Below are 23,597 nucleotides of genomic sequence, written 5' to 3'. Positions count from 1 at the left end.
TTTTTGAGAGATCAGTTCAGAAATATTAGCTATTGGATTTAGATATTTCTTCAGATTTGGCGGCAGAAGAAGGAACAGTCGCTTTTACTTGAGCTGTTGTCGTAATCATCTCAAGCTGGCCGGTAATCTGCCCACCATCTTCAACCTGTAGGCGGTGGCAGGCTGCCTTACCAATTAGTCGGCCTGTGGATAATAGGGTAAGGCTGTTTAAGGCTGTCAGCTCACCATCTATCGTTCCACCAATTTCGGCATTTTCGACTTCAACAGTCCCTCTGAAAATACCACCTTGAGCAACGACAAATTCTTTTGCTTCAATCAGCTTCGCTTCGACAGTACCTTCAATCACAAGGCGTTCTACGTCCTGAATCGTTCCTTGGATACTGATGCCATGTCCAATGACTAATGTTCTCATGCCACCATGCTGAGAAGCAGAAGGAACACGCTGCACAGAAGGCGTCGCCCCCATTAACGAGGATGAGGCATTTACGGGAGTCCGTGCACGTGGGGTAATAGGCGAGACTGCTTGTGGTGTTGGGGCCGTTGGTTGCAGACTTCCGGAGGAAGCGGACTCAGCGGGCGGTGTGGGAAAGACTGGTTTCGGAGATGTACTTTCCATGAGTGATGATTTTGTGTCGTCCTGACGGTTTTTTCTGAACAAGAGGCGCCTCATCGTGTCTAGTTTATGATGATTGAAAGATGCTGATTCGTAAAACTGTATAAGCTCAAAAAACGATACAGCTCCATTATAACATCCTAGTCAGATGGAATTATACGCACCTGGAAATGAACAACAAGCGAAACTCGAATAAATTCCTTGTTTTGCTCGTTTTGGTTTCTTCTGAGCATAAAAACCAGAATTGCGTTCACGAGAATATTGATTCACATTCAGGAGCGTCTATGCTGAAACAGAACGACTACTTTTCTATATGGGATCTTTTTGATGAGCCAATCTCCGGAATCTGCTTCCTACGACCTTCTTTGTATCGGTAATGCCATTGTGGATATGACAGCTTCTGTAACCCCTGAAGTGTTGCAGGAGTTTGATGTTGTTCCGGGCAGTATGGTCTTAATTGATGCTGAAACAGTTCAGCGTCTAACGCAGCATGTCCCTATTGCGCAGGTCTGTGGAGGTGGTTCAGCAGCTAACAGCGCTGTTGTGGCAGCGAAAATGGGTATTAAGACAGCTTTTTTAGGAAAAGTTGCCTCTGATGAATCTGGAGAAGATTTTGCAGAGGATATGAAAGAACAGGGGATTCACTTCCCTTCACAACCTTTGGGTAGTGTTGACGGAGACCCAGAGATTCCCACAGCATGCTGTATTGTGCTCGTAACGCCCTGTGGCCAGAGAACGATGTTCACTTATCTAGGGGCTTGTGTTGAATTTACACCAGAAGACATTATCGAAGATGTTGTTTCAGGGGCGGCAGTGACCTATCTGGAAGGATATCTGTTTGATCGGGTTAAAGCGCAGAGCGCTTTTTATGAAGCTGCCAGAATTGCTCATCAGGCAGGAAGAAAGATTGCCCTGACTTTATCAGATTCCTTCTGCGTGAATCGTCACAGAGCCGATTTTAGAAAATTTGTTCAGCAATCTGTTGATATTCTTTTTGCCAATGAAGAAGAGTTTCTTTCTCTCTATGAGACGGAAGATTTTGATGAGGCTCTTAAATTAGCTGCCAGTGAGACAGGGATAGTCGCTGTAACACGTGGTGCTAAAGGCGCTGTTATTATGGCAGATCAACGCTATGATGTGCCAACCGAGGCTGTAGATGTCGTCGATACCACGGGTGCTGGTGACGCATTTGCTGCTGGATTCCTGTCTGGATATACCCGTGGTTATGACTATAAGGAATGTGCCCGTGTGGGTAATCAGGCTGCCGGAATCATTATTACCCGTCTTGGCGCGCGCCCGACTGAAGATTTTCCCATAAAAATATAAGGATTACAGATCGCTCCAGCCGATGGAAGCGATCTGTTCGCGTTCTAGAAGCTGGCGTATCTGGGGGGAGAGAAGCGTTTCGAGTTCTCTCCCCTGTTCGTAACCAGCCATAAGACTCACCATCTGTGCATTTTGCCTGACAGCAGGATGGAAATAAATTTCGCTCACACCGTAGGGAAGGTTTGGAATTAAGTATGCAATGCGTTCTGGAGTCATATGGCCTGACCAGCGTAAACCAAAACAGTAATTATTGGTTTTCATGCCTGCCTGTCTGATTTGGTGCCTTAAGAGTTTTGTCCATTGTTCAAGGGCAGCATCGCCCAGAGAGCGTCTGGCCCCGAGAGGCCCGGCAGGTTCGCATGGGGTTCTGACGGCCTTCAGCCCATAAGTGGCTCCTGCTCTTATAAGAAGCGTTCCTATCGTGGGATGAAGATGCATATGCTTATGGGCATTAGCATGGTCGAGATGCAATCCCGTTTTGGAAAAAGCGCGGAACTGAGCCTCTATTTCCTTTTTTAAAGCACGGCGTTTTGCAGGATTGAAAAAATAGGAAATGCCTAACTGAAGCTGATCGCGTCCAAACCATCCTTTATCATCTGTGATCAGACTGTCTTTTAAGAGAGAATCCCCCTCAATAACGACAAGATGAAGTCCTAAACGTAAATTGGGAAGACGTTGCGCGCGTCTGAGTGCGTCTGCAAAAGCAGGACCTGCAACCATGAGGCTGGCAGTTGTCAAAATACCTTCTCTATGTGCTTGTTCAATGGCTTCATTGACCTCCTCGCTCATGCCAAAATCATCAGCAGAGATAATAAGACGACGTTGTGCGTAAGGCATGAGGTGTTCCTGAAAAACAGCGATAAATTATAAAAAAAGGGTATGGCCTGAAGATAGCAGAACCATACCCTTTATGTCTGTTCCTAAAAGGAAAGAAATCAGGAAGCGTGGCGTTGACGAAGGAACTGGAAGAATTCCACACCTTCACGGAGACGACGTTTCATCATTTGCGGATCACGGATCATCTCATTGAGGATGGAGAGAATCTTTGAGGGCCGGAAATAGAATTCCTTATAAAAAGTCTCAACACTTTTGAAGATTTCTTCATGAGAAAGGTGAGGATAATGAAGCGGGGCGATCTGCACACCATTTTCATCAATCAATTCAGCTTCACTCTCATTCAGCCAGCCATTTTCAGTTGCCTGTTTGTGCAGGAATGTGCCGGGATAAGGCGCAGCAAGCGAGACCTGAAGGGTATGGGGATTGATCTCTTTGGCAAAATTGATCGTTTCACGAATCGTCTGTTTTGTCTCGCCCGGCAAGCCAAGGATAAAGGTTCCGTGAATTTTGATACCAAGATCATGGCAGTTCTTGGTGAATTCACGAGCAACTTCGATCCGCATACCTTTTTTGATGTTGTGAAGGATCTGCTGGTTACCGCTCTCATAGCCGACAAGAAGCAGGCGGAGGCCATTTTCTTTAAGAACTTTGAGTGTTTTATAAGGGACATTCGCTTTGGCATTGCAGGACCAGGTGATGCCCATTTTCCCTAATTCACGCGCAATCGCCTCTGCTCTGGGCAGATCATCGGTAAAGGTATCATCGTCAAAGAAAAATTCTTTAACCTGGGGGAAATATTGTTTGGCCAGGCGGATTTCTGCGGCAACATTTTCAGGGCTGCGTGTCCGGTAATGATGTCCACCGACAGTCTGAGGCCACAAACAGAAGGTGCAGCGTGATTTGCAGCCACGCCCAGTATAAATGGAGAGATAGGGGTGCTTCAAATATCCGATGAAGTAATCTTCAATATGAAGGTCGCGTTTATAGACTTCCGTGACAAAAGGCAGGCTGTCCATATCCTCAATCATGGCGCGATCTTTATTGGTGATAATTTCACCTTTTTCATTGCGCCATGTGATACCGTCAACTTCAGCTAGAGGCTTACCTTCGGCAATTTCCTTAATTGTATAGTCGAATTCATTACGTGCGACAAAATCAATCGGGGCGCCTTTTTGGAGGCTTTCATCTGGTTGTACAGCTACTTTTGCACCAACCATGCCGATCAGAAGCTTGGGATTAACTTCTTTTAGCATTTTCGCGACTCTGACGTCAGAGCCGAAAGAAGGCGTGGAAGTATGAATAATAACAAGGTCGCGGTTTTTGACATCTTCCAGAATAGGCCCCATGCCCATTTTTGCTGGAGGAGCGTCAATCAACCGTGAGCCGGGAACGAGAGCGGCAGGTTGTGCCAGCCACGTAGGATACCAGAATGAACGGATTTCACGCTTTGCCTGATAGCGTGATCCGGCACCACCGTCAAAACCATCAAAAGACGGAGGTTGCAGAAAAAGAGTTCTCATCATGAGCGGGCACTCCGATTAATAGTTGGGCTGTCTATAGGCGGACATTGAGCAGATAAAGACGTTGTGTTCGCAGTTGGAACGCTCCCGGTCTTGTCTGACTTTAATTTAGCAGAAGTGATAAGCACAGTTTGCCCCCGCCATGCAACGCGTGACCCAGTCGCACTGGCAATCATGACAATTGCCGAGAACCAGTCACGTATAATAAGGAAAGGGAACATGCCTTTATTGGGGCATTTCGTCAAACGAGAAATTTTTTTGACGACAAATCCTTTTAAAATCCATCCTAACCCTAAAGCGAGCCAGGGGATTAAAGAGGAAGGAGAAAATATGACACTCAGACTGGCCCAGAAAAGCGGGAGCTGGACTGAGGAAAGACTATAACCAACAGGTTCAACGGAACGGACAGTACGCCCCCATCGCAATTCATGCGAAAAAAGTTCCCCGAAAGTTTCTTCAGTCACAGTCGTACGGCAGACCGTCGGTGCGATAGCGACTTTTTCACCAAGATCCCTGATAAGTTTCCCAAGGATTGCGTCATCAGCGATATGGTTGACGAGTGCTTTAAAGCCTCCGATTGTTGCTAATTTATGACGGGTAAGCACCATGGTCGCGCCAAGGCAGTCCTCTCTTCCTAAAAGACGTGAGAGTATGACTCCTGGTAGGAAGTTTGAATTGATCGCAATAGCGCCCATCTGGCGTACGAGCCGATGGTCAGCAGCTAAACCGGCATAAAGTGTCGTAACAAGGCTGACCCCCGGTTTTTGCAGGGTCAGGGCGATTTGTTTCAGATAATCGGTTTCAACATGAATGTCCGAATCAGAGATTACAAAAACGTCGTAACGACATTTTTTTTCAATATTTATAAGGTTACCGACCTTACGATTAGGCCCGTGTTCAGATGTATCAATAACGATAGAGACTGGTTGTTGGGGGTGGCGGGCGCATAGACGCTCTACAATCGCTAAGGCCGGGTCATCAGGACTATGAAGGCCAAAGACTAGTTCATAGGTTGGATAATCGAGAGAGAAAAAGCTTTCAAGAGCTTCTTCCAATAGGGGTTCAGCACCACTTAAAGGCTTTAGGACACTGATGGGCGGCCAGTTTTCTTCAAGATTTCCGATAGTCTGGTGTGGCTTGGCAGAGGGCAAAGATGCTTCTGTATGCTTCATAAAGCGTGCCAACAGGATAGAGCCCAGAACGCTTTGTACTTGTCCCGCGAGAGAGAACGCACCCGTCAGGCCCGATAAAAGCGGAAAAATACTGATCACGTGCGTTCAAAATCCCAACATAAAAATTCACTTTCATCCCCCGGAAGGACGGGGAATGAAAGTGTGAAAAAAAAGCCTGTTTTCTGCTTATTCATGCAGGAAATCGTCAGCTTTCTGATCAAACATACGTGCCAGACCAGCTGCACCGCCCTGGGCGAAAACCGACCTGAAGTCAGAGCGCTGTGCAGCAACCTGGCTAATATGTCCATCTAGCAGGACATCCACGATACGCCAACCATTAGGTGTCTGAGTCATGACATAGTCGATCGGAGTAGGATTGGCGGCATCTTCTTTGCTGCCGATCGTGGAGTGAATGATCATGCGTCCTGAGCTGTCATTTTTAGGTGTTGGCACGACAGCAAACAGAACCTCAGAGCCTGGTTTGAAATTAGAGACGTATCTTGCAACCGTGAATTTACGGAAAGATTTTAGCAAATTGCTTCGTTCATCAGGCGTCAGGCTGTTATAATGGAGGCCGATTGAACGATGTAGAATTTCCTCCAGATTATAGGCACCATCAACAGCTGGTTCTATTAGTTTCTGACGCTGTCCAACATCGCCAGAGGCTTTGGTTGCTTTTGCAAGAGCGTCATAAAGACCTTGAATAGGGGCCGCAGGACTAACATGATTTGTTGTAGATTCTGCTTGAGCAGAGGAAACAGGTGTGAGAGCTGTACCGATGGTTGTCATGCTTGAGACAGCCATAATAGCTGGAAGTGTAATTCTAGCGAGACGAATTAAGGACATACTCTTTCTCCTTGGTTGAATAAGAGCTCATTGCACAGATATTATCACCCTTTTATCGTCTTTTATACCATCAAGACGTTGAAGGATGTGTTAGATATGTTACAGTTAAAAAGATAATGTAAGGTTGAACTGTTGAATTATCATTTGCTTACAGGATATAGGCAAGCTGAAATGATATCAATTTTAGCCTGCGTGAACGTGTTAATTGTTGAACAGGATTTGTTTGCCTCAGCTCAGAAAACAGGTTTGGCCTGTTAAATCTGTTCTGATGGCCACGTCAGGAAATATATATTCAACAGAGCACGATCAGGCTCTCGAAAAATGACCAGAGGATTGTAATGGCTGTACCATTAATGCAGGCCGTTCGAGTTGGACGGTACGTTGTAAAACAACATCTGACAGGGCGTAAAAGATACCCGCTGGTGCTTATGCTTGAGCCATTATTCCGGTGTAATCTTGCCTGTGCAGGATGTGGCAAGATTGATTATCCTGCCCAGATTCTCAATCAACGGCTGAGTTTGCAGGAATGTCTTGATGCTGATACTGAGGCAGGCGCCCCTGTGATCGCTATTGCCGGGGGAGAGCCTCTGCTTCATAAAGAGATGCCGCAGATTGTGGAGTCTTTGATCGCGCGGAAGAAATACGTCTATCTCTGCACAAACGGCCTGCTTCTGGAAAAGAAAATTGATGATTACAAACCGTCTCCTTTCTTTTCATGGGATATCCATCTTGATGGTGATAAAGAGATGCATGATGCCTCTGTCTGCCAGGAAGGTGTGTATGAACGTGCTGTTGCAGCGATCAAACTAGCAAAAGCCAAAGGGTTTCGCGTTTCCATAAATTGCACTTTGTTTGATGGTGCTCAGCCTGAACGTGTTGCTGCCTTTTTCGATCAGGTGATGGCTATGGGAGTCGATGGTGTCATGACGGCACCTGGTTATGCCTATGAGCGCGCTCCTGATCAGGAGCATTTTCTTAACCGTCAGAAAACCAAGAAACTTTTCCGTGATATTTTCCGTCTCGGAAAAGGTAAGAAGTGGCGTTTTACACAGTCTCCCTTATTCCTTAATTTCCTCGCGGGTAATGAATCCTATCATTGCACACCGTGGGGTAAGCCACTTCGTACGGTTTTTGGCTGGCAACGTCCCTGCTATTTGTTAGGTGAGGGTTATGCCAAAAGTTATAAGGAGCTGATGGAAGATACTGCCTGGGATCAGTATGGTACTGGGGCATATGAAAAATGTGCAGACTGTATGGTCCATTCCGGCTATGAAGCAACGGCTGTGATGGATGCCGTAAAGCGCCCATGGCATATTGCTAAAGTAGCTTTTTCAGGGCCTGAAACAGAAAAACCAATGGTACCGGAAGTTTCTCTGGCCCATCAGCGTCCTGCTGAATATGATTATGACGAACTCGTTTCTGAGCAGATGGAACATCTGGCAGCAAGTGCCAAGCCGAGCCGTGGTCCACGCGTACGCGTTAATGGTCAGGCTGTTGCTGCACCTGCTGCTGAATAAAAAAGGAAAAATAGGGCTGTCATGGCAGAAAGGCACGTTTCATAGTGCCTTTCTGCTTTTTTGATGGGCTGGTATCATGATTATCTCTCTTGCTGTTATTATCCTGTTGATTTTTCTTAACGGGTTATTTGCGACGGGTGAATTAGCCCTTATTTCAGCAAAAAAAACGCGCCTTGCAGCTCTGGCGCAACAGAATGTCTCAGGGGCTCAGAGAGCTTTAAAACTTGCTGAAACCCCGCAAGATTTTTTACCCACAGTTCAGATTGGCATGACGCTTGTCTCAATTATTGAGGGTGCCTTTGGCGGCTCTCAATTAGAGGTTGGTGTGCAGAAATGGATTGCGCACTGGAAAGTGTTAGCTCCTTTTGCTGGTGAGTTATCCATTGCGATTGTTGTGGTTATTATTTCTTTTGCCATGTTGGTTTTTGGCGAATTAGTGCCAAAGCAGATCGCGTTGCAGCGACCTGAACTGATTGCTGTAAAGCTTTCCCTTTTTCTTGATGGATTGGCCTTTATAACCAGGCCACTGGTCTGGCTGTTGGGTGCGACTTCTTCATTTGTGCTGAAACTGATTGGTTTTGGTGCCCTGCCGAGGGCAGCTGTCACGGAAGAAGAATTGAAAGCTGTTCTGGTTGAAGGGACGCAGGCAGGTATTCTCGAAACAGAAGAACGCGTGATGATTGAGCGTTTGCTCAGACTGGCTGACAGACCAGTGCGTGCGATTATGACGCCACGTAATGAACTTTTCTGGGTTGATCGTCAGGCAGATCATGAAACACTTGTAAGCAAGCTGAGGCAAAGTTCCTATGCCAGGATTATTGTCTGTGATGGTGATGTCGATCATCCTGTTGGTGTTATCTTAGCCAAGGATATTATGGATCGGCTTCTTTTAGGGCTGACAATTTCCATTGATGCCGTTTTGCGCAAGCCTCCTGTTATTCCTGACAGCTTGACAGCGCAAGCGATGATTGAGCGACTGCGTGGCATTACGTTAGGGGTTGTTTTTGTTCTGGACGAATATGGTTCTTTCGAAGGGATTGTCACAGCTTCTGATGTTTTTGATGCGATTATCGGTGAAGAAAGCACTGATTTAAAGCCGCCTCATATGGTGACGGCACAAAAAGCTGACGATTATGTTTTTGACGGTTTCATTCCTGCTGATGAAGTGTCTTCTCTTCTGGAAATACCGCAATTTCCTGAAGCTGGAAGCTATCATACATTAGGGGGGGCAATGATGGCACTTCTCAAGCGAGTACCTGCCAAAGGTGACAAAGTTGCTTTTTCTGGATGGTTATTTGAAGTGCTTGAAATGGAAAAGCGCCGAGTTCTGAAAGTGAGAGCCAACCGGCTGTCTATTGCCAGAAATTAGGTAAAGCTTAATGGTCTTTTGAAGAGCACACGTAATTGTGATATTTCGTTAAATTGTGACATATTTATGTCATTGTGAATATTTATGGGAAACTATTCTTAAATCATTTAGGGACTTGGCTAGTTTTAAAAGGCAGGATATACAGCCCTCGCAAAGGTCCTTTTTATTTTACTTTTTAAAATAGTGCAATAAAGAGGGCAGCCCGTCGAATAGGATTTGTGTATGAATACGATCTCGCCGGACTATCGTCCCTCAGATAACGAACCGTTTATGAATGAACGGCAGCTTGAATATTTCCGAAAAAAACTTTTGCAGTGGCGTGCTGAGCTTTTAAAAGAATCAGGTGATACACTGGCCAGCCTTTCTGAAGGGGGCATTCTTGAGCCGGATCTTGCAGACCGGGCAACTGTTGAGACAGATCGTGCTTTTGAGCTGCGGACGCGCGATCGTGCCAGAAAACTGATTAACAAAATTGACATGGCTCTCAGCCGTATAGAAGACGGCACATACGGTTATTGTGAAGAAACGGGAGAGCCTATTTCACTTCAACGTCTTGAGGCCCGTCCTATAGCGACCCTTTCAATTGAGGCTCAGGAACGTCATGAACGTCATGAAAAAGTTTATAGAGACGATTAAGGGGGTTGCATCAAAGGCATGAACAGGCTACGAAGCCGCCATGTCTTTTAGGCTGCTGTAGCTCAGTGGTAGAGCACTCCCTTGGTAAGGGAGAGGTCGCGAGTTCAATCCTCGCCAGCAGCACCATTCCGTATGATTGACGCTTATAGCTTCTGTCTTCATGATAGAGGCTATTACAAACTTGAAAAAAAGACAGATGCGTCAATGGTGGAAAATATAATTCAGCTTTACGGCATTAAGAATTGCTCGACAGTTAAAAAAGCTCTTTCATGGCTGGATGATCATGGAATCTCTTATCAGTTCCATGATTTTAAAAAAGAAGGTCTTACTCCTGAAAAACTTTCTTATTGGGTAGAGAAAACAGGGTGGGAAAGTCTCCTGAATAAAAGAGGGACAACCTTCAGGAAATTAGCGGATGAGGATAAATCTGACCTGACAGGGCAGAAAGCCTGTCAGCTGATGTTGTCTTACCCATCACTTATTAAAAGACCGGTTCTAGAAAAAGATGATGATGTGCTCGTTGGGTTTGATGAAGCCCTTTACAGCAGGTCTTTAAGGCTTTGAGCGCGTTAGTGCCCAGTAGTAGAGGTATTTTTTTAAATAAAAAAAATGTTACTCCCTTAGTCTTGCATGACCTATACGCATGTCTGCTATACTAAAATGTAATGCACGAATGGAGGAAGACGTAATGCCCCACCCCGATCAGCTCGCTCATACACTCCGTAAGCGGCATATCATCATGATTGCATTAGGTGGGGTTGTTGGCGCAGGTTTCTTTGTTGGTTGCTCCTCAGCTATCCTTAAAGCGGGGCCAATCGTTTTTATTTCCTATCTGATCTGTGGTCTTTTGATTTATCTGATCAATATTTCCATGCGGGATTTGGCACTTAAAGGTCCTGGAAAAGGCTCCTTTATGATGCAGATCCGCGGAACATTGGGGCCAAAAGTCGGATTTATTGCCGGATGGGCCTATTGGCTGACATGGGTCATTGTTCTTGCTGCAGAAGTGATTGCAGGGGCAGCCATGCTTGGGCCGATCATACCGTCCGTGCCCCCACTCGTGATAGAAATTGCTCTTCTGCTTCTTATGACAGCCGTTAATCTTTTATCTGTCAGAGGTTATGGAGAATTTGAATACTGGTTTTCTGTCATCAAGTTGGTGGCTATTGCTGTATTTGTGCTGATTGCTGTCTGGAGTCTGATAAAAGGGGGCATGGGGTGGGGGCCGGTGATCCCTGTTCATCATAATCTGTTCGATTTTGGAGGACTTGTACCAAAAGGCTGGGCAGCTATACTGGCTGTCATCCCTACGATTCTTTTTTCAATGACAGGTAGTGAAATCGTCACGGTGGCTGCATTGGAATCTGATGACCCTGAAGGAAATATTGTGCGGATTACACGCACGATTGCATGGCGTATTCTTGGTTTTTATCTGACGTCCATTGCCTTGATTTTATGTTTTGTGCCCTGGTCCAGTCTTATTCCGACAAAGTCACCTTTTCTGGTAGTGCTTAATCAGATTGGAGTCCCTTTTGCGGAGGCATTTGTCTGGGTCGTAATTTTCTCGGCTGTGTTATCGACGCTGAATTCAGCAGTCTATGTGACATCGAGGATCCTTTATGAGCTTGCGGAAAATGATGATGCGCCTGCTATATTCTTAAAAGTTGATCAGAAAAAACAGCTACCGAAGAGAGCGGTTATAGCAGGTACTGTCGTTGCGATCGGGATTCTGCTTAGTGACATGGTTTCACGTGATCAGTTATTTGCGCTTCTGTTAAGTATGACAGGCACGTTGATGCTGTTTAATAATCTCCTGATTGTGCTTGCCCGTACCCAGATTGATGATGGGTTTCACTGGGGACCGAAAATTGCCTGTTTTCTGCTGGCCTGTACTTTTGGTGCTATGTTATGGGTACCGGAGACACGCAGTCAGGGATTATTCGGATTTATAGCGATTTTCGTGATTTCTGGTATCTCATTATGGCGCTATCGGGGTGGGTATGTAGCGGAGGAATAATTCCCTTTGCTGCGGCTCTGAGTAAAGAAGAGGGCAGATCAGATGGAGGTTTTTTCAAGACGGTTGCGGACGTCGCAACCATTATCGTCTGAAGCGTCCAAGGGGATTGCTGTTGTAACTCCAGAAAGATTGCATTCTTTTTTCGCCAGTCGTTTAAATGAGCTTTGTGCCCGTTTTGAAGAATGGTCTCTCCCTTTTACCGTTATCGGGCAATTAGGGATTGTACCACCCGATAGCTGGAGGCGGTATGAGCCTCTTCCTCTAATTGATACGGCGACCCAGGCTGAAATTGGTCTTGAAGTTTCGCTTTCCCTTCTTGAAAAGGCTGGTCTTAAGGGGGGGGATATTGTTGAAGCGACAGGTTTTTTAAGGGCGCGGTTGGTAAAGGGGCAGGTTGTTCTTCGTTTTGAAGTTCTGAATCTGTCTTCTTATGAAGAAAGGGAGGGGACTTCCTGTCAGAGTGATTCTGGCATGATTGATCTTCTGAGAGAGCTTCCTGCAAAGAAACATTTTTTCCCCAAAGGTGAGGGGCTTAGTCTTTTCATGGTCAGTTTAGGCGAAGCTGATCAGAGCTGTCGGATTATAAAGGATTCTCTTGGGGCGTTATGGCAGGGGCGCTCTGTCAGAACATTGACTTTACCCTCCATGGACCGGCAGAAATTCCTGCAGTCTTTATTGACAATGACTGAGGATATCATCGTCATTCTTGGTGGTAAGGATGGGGTTGCCCTTCTGGAAAATCCATATGTTCTGAAGGCTCTTTCTGCTTGTAAAGCCTATAGAATTCTCGTGCTGGAAAGTGAAACAGTCATTAATCAGGAAACGGGGGAAAAATTTCCCGCACTGAATTCTGTTGCAAGTCATCTGGTTGATAATTTCTTCACATCTTCAGTTGAAGCAGGGCGTTTTATCCGTCAACAGAGCAGCCAGGACTGGCAACTTAAGGAAGAGGAACAGGCCCGTCAGGAAGAACTGGATGCTCTCAGAGACAGCCTTGCTCATTTTGCCGACCTTCCAGATGTTTCACGTAATTTTGGCTTATGGCGTGGTGTGCTGATTGGATCGTTACTGGGGGCTTTATTTGTTGTCTTTTGCCTGGTTGTGGTTCACTTTCTGAAAATCTAGCAATAGTTCAATTTTTTGTGGACCTGTCCTGCATCATAAATGGCTGCAGTGATGGGATATTTTGCCCCAACCTTTCTGCTGCTTCTTTTGTTAATAAGAGCAGCCCGCGCCTGATATCATAAGGCTGGGCTTCGGGGTGAGTGAAGAGCCATTCCAAAAAGCCTTTTAGGCTCAGCCCATTCGGCTCATCATAGGAGGGAAGCGGTAAAACATCGGGAATTTGCGGCTCCATGGAAGAAATCATCTCGAAATAGAGCCCTTCCCGGCCACTTTCAGCAGGAAGGGTTATAAAGCCGTGACGGGCAGTGGCATGAATGAAGGTAACGGCGTAGTGATCGCACGCAATAACGTCATTTAAGGTAAAGGCCTGACGATTCATACAGAAAAGCATGGCAAGTTGTGGGTAACGGTCCTGCACAAGACATAGCATAACCTTATGTTCGTCTTTCTCCTTATCAGCTTCAAGCATAACGCCGCCTGGAGTGCGTAAAATGAAGGCACGTGTTATATCCATTGGCGGAAACGCCTGCGGGGAAATAAGACGGGCTTCTTCTTCGCTCATGCGAACACGCTTATAGGAAAACCCGAACCGCTCCGCATTGTCAGGAAGTGATAAATCAGTATCCATTGCAGGTTTCGTAACCCATTGACGGTCGCTGACCATTTTCCTGAGCTTCAATAGAGCTGCGTCAAAAACTGTCTTTAAAAGATGGTTCCGTACCTGACGTGCCGCACCTAGATAATGGAAGCCAGTAATATCCCTGATTGGTGTCTGACTATAATAACGGTCTGTTAATGATGATAAAGGAGACGTGGCGGACTGATTATGGTTGCTGCAAATATAATGAAGAATCCGTCCCCCTTCCCATAAACTCTCAATTGGGTCATTTCTGGACCAGGGTCTGCCTGAGGCTGTAAGCCAGGATTTAGGAGAAGTGTCTAAGGTAATAGGGTCTTTAATATCTGAAGGTGGTTTCAGTTTTGAACGCTGGGTTAGGATTCTCACAAATTTATGATCTGGCAGATTTGAAACGGCTCTCCAGCCATGCGTTGCGACAGGATGGCCGTGCGTTTTCTTCTGATAAGCTCCAGCGCCTGATATGCACCAGCGAATAGCCATAGTCCCGGTCTTACGGGCACGTTCCAATAAGATGTCTAAAGATGTGTCAGGGCATAGATATTCATCAATATCTAAAAACAGGACCCAGCTATTCCTGTCAGAAATTGTTTCTAGCGCTTTTTGGGTGAGCAATAAGCGTCGTTCCTGCGAGGTGAGATCCGGCTTTAAAGCAGTAGAAAGCAGTCTTACAGGCCATTTTAGGGATAAATCCTGAATGATCGCCCTTGTGCCATCGCTGGACCCGGCATCAGCAATCATAATGTCATGAATACCAAGGGCTAGGTGCCAGGATAGCCAGTCTATCAAGTGCTTTTCAGCATTTTTAGCAAGGAGAATGGCTGTCAGACGCGGTGATTTAGCGGACATTGATTCGCACAACACCCTGTTTGACCGACGGATCTGTTCCCATTCGAATATCAAGCTGAATAGGCAAAGCGCCCGCTTCAGTAATTTGCTGTGCAACAGGTGTCACGAGTTCATTAAGGAGTATCTTCAGACGCGCTGACTGCTCTTGCGGGGTCGCCTGGGGAGGAATCAGCCCATCAATTGTGAAAAGGATATTGCGTTTATGCGCAAGAGCCGCTTTCACGGATTGTTGAAGCGGATTTTTATAAACGTCAGGTGGCGTTCCTTCTATGATCTCAATGAAAGGCTTTGCAACAGGGGTATTATCCGGCCTGGCCTGTACAATAGGGGGACGGTTGGCATTTGGGTCAAAAGTCCTCTGATCAATCGGGTTACATCCCTGTACGGCTATAATGAACGGGGTAAGCAGTAAAAGCCGGGAATATGATTTATCAAGGAAAGACTGACCAGAGGAGAAAGATGCAGGCATAACGTCTCAATTCATTGCAGTGCAGGGGCTGGAAGGCAAGAAAATGTTAAAACAGCTTACGAAATAAAAAGCTTTTTCCCCCTGTTGGAATTTGTAAAGCATGGTATCTAAAGACTAGTCACTTTAAAAAGTTTTTGTAAGTGGAGGAATAGAGTCAATGGCTGTTAAAATTGCTATTAATGGGTTTGGTCGTATTGGTCGTCTCGTTCTAAGAGGCATTATTGAAACTGGGCGCACAGACGTTGTTCCTGTCGTGATTAATGATCTTGGCTCTGTTGAAGCTAATGCGCATCTCCTGAAATATGACAGTGTACACGGACGTCTTCCGGCAGATGTCGAAATTGTGGATGGTAACCTGTTAATTAAAACCCATAATGGTCGCACTATTGGCCCCATCAAGGTGACAGCGCATCGTAACCCAGCAGACGTACCTCTCCAGGGTGTTGATGTTGTTATGGAATGCACGGGCCTTTTTACCACATGTGAAAAAGTTGCGCCCCTCTTACAGGCTGGTGCAAAACATGTGCTGATTTCTGCTCCCTCCGCTGATGCAGAAGCAACGATTGTTTATGGCGTTAATAATGATGCCCTGAAACCTGGCATGAAAGTTGTTTCAAACGCGTCATGTACAACAAACTGCCTTGCACCTATCGCTGCTGTTCTAGATGAAAAATTCGGTATTGAACGCGGCTATATGGTCACGATCCATTCTTATACAGGTGATCAGCGCACGGTTGATACACTTCATAAAGACCCTCACCGTGCGCGTGCTGCGGCTCTCAATATCATCCCGACCTCCACGGGGGCTGCACGTGCTGTCGGTCTGGTACTGCCACAGCTGAAAGGTAAGCTGGACGGGACGGCAATTCGTGTGCCAACGCCTGATGTGTCACTGGTTTCCCTCGATTTTGTGCCTAAAAATATCCCTTCTTCAGTCGAAGAGGTGAATGAAGCCCTTCGGAAAGCTTCTGAAGGGCCCTTAAAGCATATCCTGGCCTATAATACAGAGCCACTGGTCAGCAGCGATTTCATCCATTTCCCAGCGTCCTCAACTTTTGATGCGACTCAAACTGCGTTGGTTGATGGGGGTAAGCTGGTTCGTGTTGTTGCCTGGTATGATAATGAATGGGGCTTCTCCAATCGTATGTCAGATACAGCAGCTCTGCTGGGAAAAATCTGATCATGGCGTATCGTACGCTTGATGATGTTGCAGTACGCGGTAAACGCGTACTTCTTCGTACTGATCTCAATGTGCCGATGCATAATGGAGTTATTACCGATACAACGCGGATTGAGCGTGTCGTCCCAACCATTCGTGAACTTGCTGATAAAGGTGCCAAGGTCATTCTTCTGAGCCATTTTTCCCGTCCTAAGGGGAAAGTCGTGCCGGAAATGTCTCTTGAACCAATAGGAATCGCGGTTTCCAAAATATTGGGTCATCCTGTCGGTTTTGTACATGATTGTATCGGACCAGATGTTAAGAAGGCCGTTGATTCTATGAAGGATGGCGACGTCCTTCTACTGGAAAATACGCGCTTTCATGCTGGTGAAGAAGCGAATGACCCGGCCTTTTCAAAGGCTCTGGCCGAGAATGGCGACCTTTATGTTGATGATGCCTTCTCCGCAGCGCACCGGGCGCATGCTTCAACCGATGGTGTTGCTAAGCTCTTGCCTTCTTTTGCCGGGCGGTTAATGCAGGCGGAACTTGGGGCTTTGACAGCAGCACTTGAATGTCCTGAGCGCCCGGTCGGGGCGATTATTGGCGGTTCAAAGATTTCGACTAAGCTTGATCTGCTCGGAAATATGATTGAGAAAGTCGATGTCCTGTTTATTGGCGGGGCGATGGCAAATACTTTTCTCTCTGCGGAGGGCTATAATCTCGGCAAGTCTCTTCAGGAAACTGAAATGCATGCCACGGCTCTTGAAATTGTAAAGAAAGCTAAAGAAAAGGGCTGTTCAATTGTTCTTCCGGTAGATGCTGTAGTCGCGCGTGAATTTAAAGAGGATGCCCAGACAGAAATCTGCCCGATCGATCAGATCCCTTCTGACGCTATGATGCTTGATGTTGGGCCGAAGACTATTGAACTAATTACAAAACATCTCTCAGACCTGAAGACTCTTGTTTGGAATGGCCCCCTTGGTGCTTTTGAAATTGCACCTTTTGACCGTGGTACAAATGAAGTTGCCAAAGCGGTTGGAACGCTGACGAAAGAAGGAAAACTCCGTTCTATTGCTGGTGGAGGAGATACTGTCTCAGCCCTGAAACATGCAGGTGTTGTCCATGAGATGAGTTACGTTTCTACAGCTGGTGGAGCGTTTCTTGAATGGCTGGAAGGAAAGATCCTGCCAGGGATCATTGTTCTCAGCAATATCGGCCAGCAGCTCGGGTTAGAGTAAATGTGACATTATAAAGACTTTCTCTTTTCAAAAAACAGAGTTTGTCTTTTGGCAAAAAATAACATAAGAGCGGCACTGTGAATTTGATCTGGTGCCGTTTTCTTTATTTATATAACGAATATTAAGGTTCTATATGAAGCGTGTAATAAAATTCTTGCTTGGTATTGCTGCTTCTGTATTTTTTGTTTTTTTATTATTCCGTTCGGTTTCATTGGAAGAATTGGGAAACTCTTTCAGAAATATTCGTGCTTTGTGGGTCTGTATCTCCCTTATAGCACTTACGGTAGCATATGTGTTACGCATAAGGCGTTCCCAGCTTATGCTTGCCTCCACGAAGCCTGGGGTTACATTTATTCAAAGTACTCTTCCTTTTATGATTTCTGTTGCAGCAAATAATGTGTTGCCTTTAAGAGCAGGTGATGCCCTTAGAGTTATAAAGTTTTCATCGTGGCTTAAGATATCCATTGCAAACATGTTAGCAATTATATTTGTAGAACATCTTATGGATTTACTAACTGTTATTGCTGCTTTTGGAATAGCACTCTCTTTTTCATCGATGCCAAAAAATAGTCATGAAAGTGTTTTACTTCATTCTGGTTCTTTTTTTCTTGTTTTGATCTCTCTGTCTATAGTAATATTATTATTATTCCCAAAGGTCCTTCATATGCCGACCCAATGGGTTGCAGATATGAGCGGGAAATTTTTTCCATTACTTGTCAGGAAGCTTCAGCCACATATTGATAGCCTTTTTGGAACGTTAGAGATGGTAAGCAACCGCTCTAATATCCTTCCTTTATTAGGTTATTCAGTATTATCGTGGTTTTCGGAGGCAGCAGCTTTTTATGCTGCTGCCTGTTCTGTACCGGAAATTACCAATAAAATGGCAGGCTGGCTTGCCATGCCTGTTGGCACACTTTCGACAGTCTTACCTGCTAGTCCCGGTTATATCGGGACATTTCATTATTTTGTTAGGATTGCCATGCAGGCCGCGGGTAACGCGCCAGCATCTGCGACGGCATATGCCATATTAATACATTTTATTTTGTGGATTCCCGTTACTATTGCTGGGGCAGGATGTTTTGTTTATTGGGTAATGCGTCCCACGAATCAACCTTCTCATAAGGGTTAGGTCGGAGTGTCTAATGGTTAAACGTTCTTCAATTGTCATTATAGGCGGAGGATTTACAGGGTTGAGCGCCGCTTATGATCTTGTAAAAGCTGGAAACCAGGTCACAGTGCTTGAAGCAGAATCAAGCGTTGGTGGGCTTGCGGGTGCCTTTGAAACAGAAGGTGAACGTCTTGATCGTTTCTATCATCATTGGTTTACCAATGATTTGGAAGTGATGGGGTTAATCCGGGATGTAGGACTGAGTGAAAGCATCGAAATACAACCGACCAGAACCGGAATGTATTATGCAGGGAATTTTTTCAAGCTTTCAACACCGTTTGACCTTCTCCGTTTCACGGCTTTGCCATTTATTGACAGAATTCGTCTTGGTCTTCTGACATTGCGTGCAAGGCATGTAAAAAATTGGAGAATGCTCGAAAATGAAACTGCTTCTGAGTGGCTTCGTAAGTTAGGCGGTGAAACAGTCTATCGTGTTGTTTGGGAGCCTTTGTTAAAAGGGAAATTTGGCCCTTATGCCGAGAAGATTTCAGCTGTATGGTTCTGGAATAAGCTGAAATTACGAGGTGGTAGTCGTGGAAAAGGCGGAGGAGAAAGACTGGTTTATTTAAAAGGTAGCTTTGCTCGGCTCGCAGATGTAACTGCAACAGAAATTCAAAATTCTGGCGGTGAGATCCTGTGTAATGCTCCTGTAACCAGTGTGAAATCCTTGGAAGATGGAAAATGGGAGGTCAGCGGACCGTGGGGACGTCTGGAAAGTGACAAGGTTATTGCTACAAATGCACTCCCACTTATAGCTGATATGATTAAAGATTGGGCCGATCAGAATTATCTAAAAAAATTGCATCGCATTGATTATTTAGCAAATGTCTGTCTGGTCTTACAGTTGAACCGTTCACTTTCATCGACTTATTGGTTGAATGTGAATGATCCGAGTTTTCCTTTTGTGGGTATTATAGAACATACAAATTTTGAAGATAAATCCCGTTATGGTGGACGTCATATAATTTATTTATCTAAATATCTGCCTCATACAGATGCTTTATATAGTATGGATGCATCTGAATTATTGGACTATTCTCTTCCCTATATCCAAAAAATGTTTCCAGATTTTGATCGTTCTTGGATATGCAAATATGATTTGTGGAAAGCACGTTGGTCACAGCCTGTTGTAGAGAAACATTATTCCAGTCTTATTCCGTCTCAAGAGCCATATTCTGGGTTTTATATATGCTCTATGGCCCAGATTTACCCAGAAGACCGTGGGACGAATTATGCCATACGAGAAGGGCGTAAAATTGCATCTTATTTGATTAATAATCAACTTCTTTAAAAGCGTATCATGGAGATTATCATAGAAATGAAAAATGAGATGCGTAAATATTTTAGTAATCAATTTATTATTTATGCTGTAATCACATTGCTGCTAATTATTAACGCATTTACAAGACCGACATATGACTGGGATCTTGATCATGAGATGTATTATGGCACGCGGCTCTTACATGGAGAGCTTATATGGACACAGGAATTTCATGACAAACTGCCATTTGTTCCGTTTTTATTTATAATTCCTGCATATTTTAAGAGTGTTTTTGTTTTTGGTATTATATCTGTCACCTCTATAATATTGTCATCATTATATATGAGAGTGTCACTACGTAGAATTTTACAAGAGGCACGTGATTATAATATAAATTTCATATGCTTTATATATACTTTTTTGTTTATATTTTCCCCAGGAAATATTTACTCAATAAATTGTATAGCTATGAGTTGTTATATAGTATCATTTTTCATGATATTAAGGTCTGTATTTGATAAAAGTCAAAATAAATATTTCTTATATATTGTTTTTGGAGCGTTGTTCTCGGCTATAGCGATTTCAATAAGGCCTTATTATATTTTTTCCTATTTTATAACAGTTTTTCTTTCAAAACTTTTGAGTGAAAGTAATAGTAATTCTTCCAAAATATATAAGATTTTATCATCTTTCTATGTAATGTGCATATGGGGTGTTGTGCTTGCCATATGGGGGGGAGTTCTTAATATTCTTCCTTACGTAATTACAGGAAATATTGGTGCTTTTTATGATGGGATTTCTCTTTTAAGAAGTAACATAAATCCCCCTTATATTAACGGAAAAATTAATCATGATCATGGAATAGAATCTTTTCTTGAGTATATAAATAATATACCATCATTATTATTTTGGACTTCATGGTTGTTTTTTTCTTTAATAACTTTTCTAAATTATATCATAGGAAAGTATTCAAATAATAATTCTAATTTAAAGTTGTTTATTATATCATTTTTTTCTGGACTGTTTTGTTTGATCTATATGCTTCATGAGCATTATTGGAGCCACTATATTCAGCTTTTTATAGGAAATTTTTGCATCTGTTTTATTTCATTTATATCTCTTAATGGAATTGATAAAAAAATATTTTCAAAACGTCACATACATATAATTAATTTTGTCTTATTTTGTTTTCTATCTTTTTTTAATATTAAAAATACTATTCTATTATATAAAATGAATTATTTATCATATAATGACAATAAATATGCGAATAAATACTGGGAATCTACGAGGATAGATTGGAGAGAGAGGCTGTTCCTGATTTATCTGAAAGACCAGCATATAGTAACACGTCCTTCTTTTCTTTTTCCGGAGGATATGAAAGCTCATTGGTTGCTTGATGAGTCACGGCATTCTTTCCCGCATGCGGCGATAACCAGACAAATAACACAATTAGGATGGTTCGAAAAAGTTTCTTTTAGAAGCTCTCATTTTCTTATGGCTTCTAATATGAGTCAGTATTGTGATCTTATAAATATAAAAGGCCCCAGTTTGGTTGTTCTTTCCCCTTTTTCTCCTCTTATGCAATGTTTTAATAATCAGGAAAGTCCATACGGAGAGGATGCTCGCTTAAGTCATGGAAGCTACCAGATAGCAGTCTTTAAAAGGAAATCTCCATTTTGAAATGGAGATTATCCCTCAATATTATATTTGATTATGATTTTCCAGATTTGACGAAGGGTTTAAAATCCCAAATCATAACCTTTATATAAGGCTATACCGATTTGTTCTTTATGGTGCCGTCGGGCGTTAAAGAATAACGCCCATCCTGCATTTGTTCTGACTGCAGCAGGTTTATAAAGTGCATCACGGTCCCATTAAAAGAAATGCGTCATTCCTGGGGCAGAGGGGAGAGTATTAGCTGGGCGTCTTTCCCATTGATCAATACCATTTTTTGATCTGGCAAGGCAGATTGAGGCATGATTTATATCTGAAAAACCTATATAGAACATATAATACCAGTCATTCATATAATGCACATTACAAGCTGTTACCTTGCTCTTTTCCCAAGAGTTGTCTGGGTTTGCATTGAAAATTGGTTGAGGATTCTTTTTCCATGTAATCCCGTCTGGTTCATACTGTTCTCCAGCTGAATAATAAAGCCGTAAGCTGTCATTCTGAGGATCAATAACAACATCTGGGCACATAACGGATGTTTTTTCTCATGGTATATCCGGCTTTAAAATAGGGTTTGTTTCTTTTTGCACCCATTTAAATCCGTCGGAACTAGTAGCATAGTAAATAGCTGACTTAACTTCGTTTTGAGAGGTAAACCACATATGATAAGTCCCCTCTCTTTTTAAAATGCTACAACGATTAAATTCCAGTTCATCTATTTTTTCGTTAGGAGGAGACAGGACTACTTGGGGTACTGACCAGTTAATACCGTCAGTGCTTTCGCTATAAGTTATGGCACGTTTGTGACGCTAGGAAAACCACATGCGGAACATACCGTCTTCTAATATGACATAGGGATCGAAACAGGTTCCGTAATTCCCTCCCAGAACAGGATTTTTTTCATAAAAATGCCACTCGGAATGAGAGTCTCCTTGGGAACATCCTGCTAAAAAAAGAAGTGAAGAGCTTGGGAAAAGTTTTAAGAGTGTTCTTTTAGTTAACATCATAAGCGAGTCCGATAGCTATGTTGTAAAATCAGGATTTTGTCCTGTCCTGAATAAAGAATTTCGGCCTGTGCTTGGTCTCTAAATAAATTTTACCGACATATTCGCCAATAACACCGAGTGAAAGCAATTGAACGCCACCAAGGAAAATTATTGATATTTCAATTGAGGCCCATCCAATAATATGGAAGCCATAAAGACGTTGGATTATGACGTAAAAGCTGAGAAGAAGTGATAAAATACAGGTTAGACCTCCTAAGGTGGAGATCAGACGTAACGGTTTTATTGAAAAAGATGTGATACCGTTTACTGCGAGAGCAAGCATTTTGCGAAAAGGGTATTTTGACTCACCTGCTATACGCTTTTTACGTGAATAAAATACCTTATCACTTTTGTAACCAAGGAGAGGGATCATCCCGCGCAGGTAGATATTCTGCTCTTCATATTTGAGAAGGCTCTTGAGAGCCCGTTGGCTGAGAAGTCTGAAATCTGCATGGTTCGAGACCTGCTGGACGCCCATAAAATCCATGAATTTATAAAAACTATTTGCTGTAAAACGTTTTAGAAAACTGTCATTTGTTCGATCAGCTCTTACACCATAAATAATATCGTTTCCTTCATAATATTTTCTGATCATTTCAGGTATGACTGTGATGTCATCCTGTAAATCGGCATCAATGCTGATGGTCATATCGGTTTCAGCACATGATAACCCGGATAATAACGCGATCTGATGTCCATAATTACGCGAAAGCTTTATCCCATGAATGAGAGAGGAAGTTCGTGCAGTCTCTTCAATAAGCTGCCATGTTTTGTCACGACTACCATCATCAACAAATAGGATATGACTATCTGTTGATATGCTCCGTTGTTCAATAAGATTGTTTAGTAATGCTGATAGTTCTGAGACACAAAATAGAAATATATCTTCTTCATTATAACATGGGACAACGAGCGTCAGTGACGATAAATGTGTAACGCAATCTAGTGGTTGTTCTTTTCTCACATTAGCTCCGCTTATTATTTTGGCATAATCCTGTGATTATATAATTTATGACTGTCAATTTGATTAAGCAATTATTTCATAATGGTGACAGAGAATCACCTAAACCAGGCTATTATGAGGAGGAAATTATATATTATTCAATAATCAAGCT

21 protein-coding genes and 1 tRNA gene are annotated in these 23,597 nt (G+C 43.6%); 13 read left to right on the top strand and 9 right to left on the bottom strand.

The features are described from left to right. Window positions 1-25: 25 nt before the first annotated feature. Entirely contained in the window at window positions 26-658 is a 633-nt protein-coding gene (locus tag AC3B6P_RS00640) for a bactofilin family protein (RefSeq protein WP_489804234.1), read from the bottom strand. Window positions 659-940: 282 nt separating this feature from the next. Here AC3B6P_RS00640 and AC3B6P_RS00635 point away from each other — a divergent pair, with 282 nt between their 5' ends. Further along, entirely contained in the window at window positions 941-1,939 is a 999-nt protein-coding gene (locus tag AC3B6P_RS00635) for an adenosine kinase (RefSeq protein WP_489804233.1), read from the top strand. A 3-nt stretch (window positions 1,940-1,942) separates the two neighbouring features. Here the strand turns inward: AC3B6P_RS00635 and hpnK are convergent, their stop codons facing one another. The 4 genes from hpnK to AC3B6P_RS00615 form a co-directional block, all read right to left on the bottom strand. Then, a complete protein-coding gene (hpnK, locus tag AC3B6P_RS00630) occupies window positions 1,943-2,776 on the bottom strand; it encodes a hopanoid biosynthesis-associated protein HpnK (protein WP_489804232.1) in 834 nt (277 codons plus the stop codon). A gap of 98 nt (window positions 2,777-2,874) precedes the next feature. Beyond that, window positions 2,875-4,299 (bottom strand): hopanoid biosynthesis associated radical SAM protein HpnJ, encoded by a 1,425-nt coding sequence (gene hpnJ / locus AC3B6P_RS00625; protein WP_489804231.1) that lies wholly within the window; start codon window positions 4,297-4,299, stop codon window positions 2,875-2,877. Further along, entirely contained in the window at window positions 4,296-5,567 is a 1,272-nt protein-coding gene (hpnI, locus tag AC3B6P_RS00620) for a bacteriohopanetetrol glucosamine biosynthesis glycosyltransferase HpnI (protein WP_489804230.1), read from the bottom strand. The genes hpnJ and hpnI overlap by 4 nt, the downstream gene beginning before the upstream one ends. Window positions 5,568-5,654: 87 nt before the next feature. After that, window positions 5,655-6,314 (bottom strand): ABC transporter substrate-binding protein, encoded by a 660-nt coding sequence (locus AC3B6P_RS00615; RefSeq protein ID WP_489804229.1) that lies wholly within the window; start codon window positions 6,312-6,314, stop codon window positions 5,655-5,657. 338 nt (window positions 6,315-6,652) lie between these two features. Between AC3B6P_RS00615 and hpnH the strand changes: the two genes are divergently transcribed. From hpnH to AC3B6P_RS00580, 7 genes are all read left to right on the top strand, one after another. Continuing rightward, window positions 6,653-7,831 carry an adenosyl-hopene transferase HpnH gene (gene hpnH, locus AC3B6P_RS00610; protein ID WP_489804228.1) on the top strand — a complete coding sequence of 393 codons (1,179 nt, stop codon included), beginning with the start codon at window positions 6,653-6,655 and terminating at the stop codon, window positions 7,829-7,831. Between the two features lie 76 nt (window positions 7,832-7,907). Further along, window positions 7,908-9,200 carry a hemolysin family protein gene (locus AC3B6P_RS00605; protein WP_489804227.1) on the top strand — a complete coding sequence of 431 codons (1,293 nt, stop codon included), beginning with the start codon at window positions 7,908-7,910 and terminating at the stop codon, window positions 9,198-9,200. A gap of 222 nt (window positions 9,201-9,422) precedes the next feature. Continuing rightward, the gene (gene dksA, locus AC3B6P_RS00600; protein ID WP_489804226.1) at window positions 9,423-9,836 is read left to right on the top strand and encodes an RNA polymerase-binding protein DksA; all 414 of its coding nucleotides are present in this window, start codon (window positions 9,423-9,425) and stop codon (window positions 9,834-9,836) included. Between the two features lie 51 nt (window positions 9,837-9,887). Further along, window positions 9,888-9,962 (top strand) — tRNA-Thr (locus AC3B6P_RS00595). A gap of 78 nt (window positions 9,963-10,040) precedes the next feature. Further along, on the top strand, window positions 10,041-10,400 hold the full coding sequence (locus AC3B6P_RS00590; RefSeq protein WP_489805505.1) for an ArsC family reductase: 360 nt from the start codon (window positions 10,041-10,043) through the stop codon (window positions 10,398-10,400). Window positions 10,401-10,479: 79 nt separating this feature from the next. Then, window positions 10,480-11,853: an amino acid permease gene (locus AC3B6P_RS00585; RefSeq protein WP_489804225.1), complete on the top strand. Its 1,374-nt coding sequence runs from the start codon at window positions 10,480-10,482 to the stop codon at window positions 11,851-11,853. A gap of 42 nt (window positions 11,854-11,895) precedes the next feature. Beyond that, entirely contained in the window at window positions 11,896-12,978 is a 1,083-nt protein-coding gene (locus AC3B6P_RS00580) for a hypothetical protein (protein ID WP_489804224.1), read from the top strand. A gap of 7 nt (window positions 12,979-12,985) precedes the next feature. Here the strand turns inward: AC3B6P_RS00580 and AC3B6P_RS00575 are convergent, their stop codons facing one another. Continuing rightward, window positions 12,986-14,464 (bottom strand): glycosyltransferase family 2 protein, encoded by a 1,479-nt coding sequence (locus tag AC3B6P_RS00575; RefSeq protein WP_489804223.1) that lies wholly within the window; start codon window positions 14,462-14,464, stop codon window positions 12,986-12,988. Further along, window positions 14,454-14,933 carry a hypothetical protein gene (locus tag AC3B6P_RS00570; RefSeq protein ID WP_489804222.1) on the bottom strand — a complete coding sequence of 160 codons (480 nt, stop codon included), beginning with the start codon at window positions 14,931-14,933 and terminating at the stop codon, window positions 14,454-14,456. The genes AC3B6P_RS00575 and AC3B6P_RS00570 overlap by 11 nt, the downstream gene beginning before the upstream one ends. Window positions 14,934-15,090: 157 nt before the next feature. On the opposite strand from AC3B6P_RS00570, the gene gap reads away from it, so the two are divergent. The 5 genes from gap (at window position 15,091) to AC3B6P_RS00545 (ending at window position 21,442) form a co-directional block, all read left to right on the top strand. Further along, complete coding sequence (gene gap / locus AC3B6P_RS00565; protein WP_489804221.1) at window positions 15,091-16,113, top strand: type I glyceraldehyde-3-phosphate dehydrogenase; 1,023 nt, start codon at window positions 15,091-15,093, stop codon at window positions 16,111-16,113. Window positions 16,114-16,115: 2 nt separating this feature from the next. Continuing rightward, window positions 16,116-17,330: a phosphoglycerate kinase gene (locus tag AC3B6P_RS00560; protein WP_489804220.1), complete on the top strand. Its 1,215-nt coding sequence runs from the start codon at window positions 16,116-16,118 to the stop codon at window positions 17,328-17,330. A 133-nt stretch (window positions 17,331-17,463) separates the two neighbouring features. After that, entirely contained in the window at window positions 17,464-18,459 is a 996-nt protein-coding gene (locus tag AC3B6P_RS00555; protein ID WP_489804219.1) for a lysylphosphatidylglycerol synthase transmembrane domain-containing protein, read from the top strand. A gap of 13 nt (window positions 18,460-18,472) precedes the next feature. Further along, window positions 18,473-19,789 (top strand): NAD(P)/FAD-dependent oxidoreductase, encoded by a 1,317-nt coding sequence (locus tag AC3B6P_RS00550; protein WP_489804218.1) that lies wholly within the window; start codon window positions 18,473-18,475, stop codon window positions 19,787-19,789. 27 nt (window positions 19,790-19,816) lie between these two features. Beyond that, on the top strand, window positions 19,817-21,442 hold the full coding sequence (locus AC3B6P_RS00545) for a hypothetical protein (protein ID WP_489804217.1): 1,626 nt from the start codon (window positions 19,817-19,819) through the stop codon (window positions 21,440-21,442). A 194-nt stretch (window positions 21,443-21,636) separates the two neighbouring features. Here the strand turns inward: AC3B6P_RS00545 and AC3B6P_RS00540 are convergent, their stop codons facing one another. Together AC3B6P_RS00540 and AC3B6P_RS00535 are read right to left on the bottom strand one after the other, a co-directional pair. Then, entirely contained in the window at window positions 21,637-21,966 is a 330-nt protein-coding gene (locus AC3B6P_RS00540; RefSeq protein WP_489804216.1) for a hypothetical protein, read from the bottom strand. A 505-nt stretch (window positions 21,967-22,471) separates the two neighbouring features. Beyond that, entirely contained in the window at window positions 22,472-23,446 is a 975-nt protein-coding gene (locus AC3B6P_RS00535) for a glycosyltransferase family 2 protein (protein WP_489804215.1), read from the bottom strand. Window positions 23,447-23,597: the final 151 nt, after the last annotated feature.

The sequence above is a fragment of the Aristophania sp. ESL1142 genome, from assembly GCF_058107345.1.
This window is presented reverse-complemented; position numbering and strand designations above follow the sequence as displayed.